Consider the following 4,049-nt stretch of genomic DNA (forward strand, 5'->3'; position numbering starts at 1 on the left):
GCAATTACGACTGTAGTACTAGTAAGATTGCAGGGTTCATAAAAAAGCCACCCAAAAGTCACTATCTTTAAAAGACAGTAACCAGCTAATGATGGCTTTGATTTGTTATATCAAATCTACAGGCACATATCGGCAGTGGATTGCTATGACAACACCGAGTGACCGTGTGCATGTGGTTATTAATGTCTATCGGTTCAGCCATAACGACGCGATGCTAAGGCCCTGTATTGTGTGGCTAGATCAGCTAATGATGACACCCGAAGAAGTCATGCAGTAGACAGACTTCCTGGACGGTAATGATAGGGTCAGAAACCCCCAATGGTTTAGATAAGATTTGGTTTCAAGTAATCTGTGATTTTTGCAGGTAGAACTAGTGATGCAAATTTTCAACCGCATTAATAACATCACCAGTACTTTGATCTTGGAAAGGCGAAGAAGAAAAGGATAGTTCAAATGTGTTCAACAATATTTTGTCGCACAATTGATGTCATCATTTTTTTATTTAACATAATGTTACGCCGATACCCGGTGTGTTATGTCTCCGGTTCGACGTGACACGTTTCACGGCCAGCAGCTTCGCCTGATGAGAACGGGTGAGAAGCCGCTGGAGCACTCGCACCTTATTCCAGCGCTGTGCTTTTGTTGCCTTGGCGATACGTATCTGGAGTCGAAATACATCAGCCTCAACTTGTTGCCTGCGCCATCTGCGTTCCTTCATAATGTCGATGTCCAGATTCTTTCGCCAGAGGAGACCCGCAGGACGTCAGCCCCCTTTCGGATCGGTAAAAAAACCGTATATCGGTCATTACAACCGATCATTCGCTTCTTCCCGCGTCCCACTCCCGCACAACCACTGCTTGCCCTCGCGAGCTTGCTACCTGACGGAGTTGAACGGGGTTACCACGTTCCGTTCCTGTAACTCAAGGGGACAGGTTATTGGGTGAAACAATCACAGGAACAGCCTCGTGTCGCACCACAAATTTATTTACAGGGTTGTGGGTGACTCATCCAAGCTTTCTGACGTGCCCCACAGAATTTATGCTCTCCTTACTGGCATGGCATATCAATAACATAATTTTTTGTAATTCTGATCTTTGTTAAAAAGTCCATGTCATGGGAAATAAGGATTAAAGTACCAGGATAGTCTTGAAGAATATCGATTACATGCTGTCGTGTTGTTATATCAAGGTTATTAGTCAGTTCATCAAGAATCAACAACGGCGGGGCTTTGGCAGCAATGCAGGCCAGTGACAAACGTGCTTTCTCTCCTCCAGAAAGCACAAAAACTTGGGTGTTAACGAGCTCGTTTTGCCGAAATAGAAAATTACTGAGGTGGTTGCGTAATTCGGGCTGACTCCAATCTGGGACAATATCCATCAACGCCTGTAGCACCGTATGGTTAGGATTAAGATTGGCATAGTGTTGATCCAAATAGCCAATGTCTCGGGGTTGAGGTATCAGCCAATCACCACTGCGTATAATTTCCGGATCCCCAATAATCGCGCGGGCTAATGTAGATTTACCGCTACCATTGCGGCCTTTTATCGCTAAACGCTCGCCTTGTGCAAGACTAAAATTAATATTTCCAAACAGTAATTTTTCATATCCTACTGCGCCATTCGTAACCTGCAAAACAGTTTGTTTTGATCTTACTACTGCGGGTAAATGAAAACGGGGCGTGACAACTTTGACAGGATTCAGCTGAGACAATTGCTCCAATAATTCTTTACGGTGTTTCGTCATTTCAGCTTGTTTGCGTCCGGCTGTTGAGCTAGCTCTACTCAGTTTAGTTGGAGACTTTACTGTTGCCCATTTTCGGTTTTGGATACTTTTAATACCACGTTGACGCGCATGGCTTGCACGTTCATTTTCCTTCATCAATGCCTTATGAATGTCATTTTTGGTGGACTTAACAGTTACCAATTTTTTTTCCAACACTTTCCTCTGGAGATTTTTTTCTGCTATATAGTCCATATACCGGCCAGAAAATACTTCAATACGCCCATCTTGGATATGCCAAATAGTATCGCATACCTCATTCATTAAGGTCTCATCATGAGTAACTAGCACGATACTGATATTATTATGTGAACTCTGCAACATGCGAGATAACGAGCGGCGATTACTATCATCAAGATGATTGGTTGGTTCATCTAATAATAGTACATCGGATGCACTGGCCATAGCTTGACTTAACGCCTTATTTACTCGTTGTCCCCCACTTAAACCATCTTTATTCCCATGCTCCTGAGCAACATAACCAATACTAAGTTCTAAATCTGCAGTTACTTTTCCTTCACTTGGCTCCAAACTGCCATATAAAATTCGTAAGAGTGACGACTTACCACAGCCATTATCTCCGACGATAGCAATTCGTTGCCCTCTTTTGATAGTGGCATTAAATTCAGAAAAACAGGTTTTATGGGGAAAAGAAACACCAATATCATGTAGCTGAATCATATATATGAATGCTCCCAGTAATAAATCAAAAGTGGTAGAGTCGCCCAACCGCAGACTTGTTGCGTCAATAAAGTTTAACTATACGCAATTAACTTGAAGATGCAGGTTTTAGGATCTAAAAATTATCAGTCAAGCGGGTAGTCAGTTTCTGAACTTTTTTGGGCAATACGAATATGAAAAAAATGATGAAGTGTCTCACGGAATGTCTTCGCATCCGGAAAATAAACATTGTTACGTACTTGCTCATTCATATACTTCCACAATCGCTCTATCGGATTGAGATTCGGGCTGTAAGGCGGTAGATAATGCAATTCAATATTAAGGACATATGCCATCTCTTTCACTAATTCTGCTCGGTGGTAACCCGCCCCATCCAGAATAATATGAATTTTTTGCGAAAGTGGGTAAGTTTCTCTGATAGCGCAGAAAAAATACGCGATATTTTCGGCATTGATACTCGGGTATTCACGGATCACGGTATCTTCAATTCGTTGTAAATTGAGGGCGCCCAGAATATTGAGACGGGTGCGACTGCCGGTGGTTTCGACCACTTTTACCTGATTTTTTCCTGCTTTCATCCAACCATAGCTGAACTTTGTGGACTGTGAAGGATGCACCGCATCAATAAATAGGATAGGTTCATTCTGACCTGCTCGGTCTTTCAGAGACGGGTAGTCATCAATAAATTGTTGCTGCTTATCCGCATCGAATTTATGAGGAACGCCCTTTGGCTTTTTGTAGCTGAAACCTTGTCGGTGAAGCCATTTCGTCATTCCTCCCACGCTGAAAGACACCTGCCAACGAGCTCGTACATAAGCCACAATTTGGGCGGTGGTATGCATCAAATTTGTCGTCAAATAATCAATCAGGTCGGCGGTTTGTTCGGCAGAGAGATGGCTTTCAGAACCGCCATTTTCCGGGGTGAGCTTTTCCTGAGCGATAAAATCTTTTAGGTGACGGCTTACCGTACTTTCATGAATACGCAAGGCCTGTGCAATCATCTGAGCAGTCCAGCCTTCGGAGGCCAAAAGCACCGCCTTGATGCGATCACAAACTCGACTGTCGCGCGTTGTATCATGCATCAATTCGAGGGCATGTTTTTGTTCTGGTGTCAGATGAATTTTCATGGTTGCAAGCATGATCTGGTTTGGATAAGAAATCAAGCATCTTCAATGGCGATTGGTATATAGCTATATTAGGAATAACAGCATGATGATCCCAAATTATGGTGAAATGTACCGGTATGGCGAATCGATCTCCTCTTCATTTGTTGAATCGACAATCAATGAAGTTATTGTTAAGCGGATGGTGAAGAAACAGCAAATGCAGTGGAGTCAACAGAGTGCACATTATCTGCTCCAGACTCAAACAGCGGTACTCAATCATGATTTAAAAGCCCAATTTGAGCATTGTATCCGGGGATAAAATTAAGTGAAGAAGCAGGTGACTATTTGGAAGAGGCTATTGCGGCATGAGTGCCCCACAGAATTTTATGCTTTCCAAGCAAAAACACTCATGCTCTGGTTCACTAAGGAATAAATAGTATAATGTTTACTCATTAATTAATCTGAGATCGGTTTAAGCCATCA

At 42.7% G+C, this 4,049-nt stretch carries 3 protein-coding genes and 2 pseudogenes; 2 read left to right on the forward strand and 3 right to left on the reverse strand.

The annotated features are described in order from the left end of the window. Nucleotides 1–145 precede the first annotated feature (145 nt). Entirely contained in the window at nucleotides 146–277 is a 132-nt protein-coding gene (locus H8A87_RS20265) for a hypothetical protein (RefSeq protein ID WP_269749576.1), read from the forward strand. A 225-nt stretch (nucleotides 278–502) separates the two neighbouring features. Here the strand turns inward: H8A87_RS20265 and H8A87_RS19555 are convergent, their stop codons facing one another. The 3 genes and pseudogenes from H8A87_RS19555 to H8A87_RS19565 form a co-directional block, all read right to left on the reverse strand. After that, nucleotides 503–718 carry a reverse transcriptase N-terminal domain-containing protein gene (locus H8A87_RS19555; protein WP_198691543.1) on the reverse strand — a complete coding sequence of 72 codons (216 nt, stop codon included), beginning with the start codon at nucleotides 716–718 and terminating at the stop codon, nucleotides 503–505. Nucleotides 719–1,047: 329 nt separating this feature from the next. Then, on the reverse strand, nucleotides 1,048–2,460 hold the full coding sequence (locus tag H8A87_RS19560) for an ABC-F family ATP-binding cassette domain-containing protein (RefSeq protein WP_198691544.1): 1,413 nt from the start codon (nucleotides 2,458–2,460) through the stop codon (nucleotides 1,048–1,050). A gap of 115 nt (nucleotides 2,461–2,575) precedes the next feature. Continuing rightward, a pseudogene (locus tag H8A87_RS19565) lies at nucleotides 2,576–3,587 on the reverse strand (IS630 family transposase). A gap of 58 nt (nucleotides 3,588–3,645) precedes the next feature. Here H8A87_RS19565 and H8A87_RS19570 point away from each other — a divergent pair. After that, nucleotides 3,646–3,935: pseudogene (locus H8A87_RS19570) on the forward strand (ISKra4 family transposase); the annotation flags it as partial. Nucleotides 3,936–4,049: the final 114 nt, after the last annotated feature.

Origin of the sequence: Xenorhabdus lircayensis (assembly GCF_016306625.1) — a bacterium.
In the GTDB taxonomy this organism is placed as follows: Bacteria; Pseudomonadota; Gammaproteobacteria; order Enterobacterales; family Enterobacteriaceae; genus Xenorhabdus; species Xenorhabdus lircayensis.

Coding starts and splice junctions, on each gene's coding strand:
- H8A87_RS20265 (WP_269749576.1), top strand. CDS start 146: ATGACAACACCGAGTGACCGTGTGCATGTGGTTATTAATGTCTATCGG.
- H8A87_RS19555 (WP_198691543.1), bottom strand. CDS start 718: ATGAAGGAACGCAGATGGCGCAGGCAACAAGTTGAGGCTGATGTATTT.
- H8A87_RS19560 (WP_198691544.1), bottom strand. CDS start 2,460: ATGATTCAGCTACATGATATTGGTGTTTCTTTTCCCCATAAAACCTGT.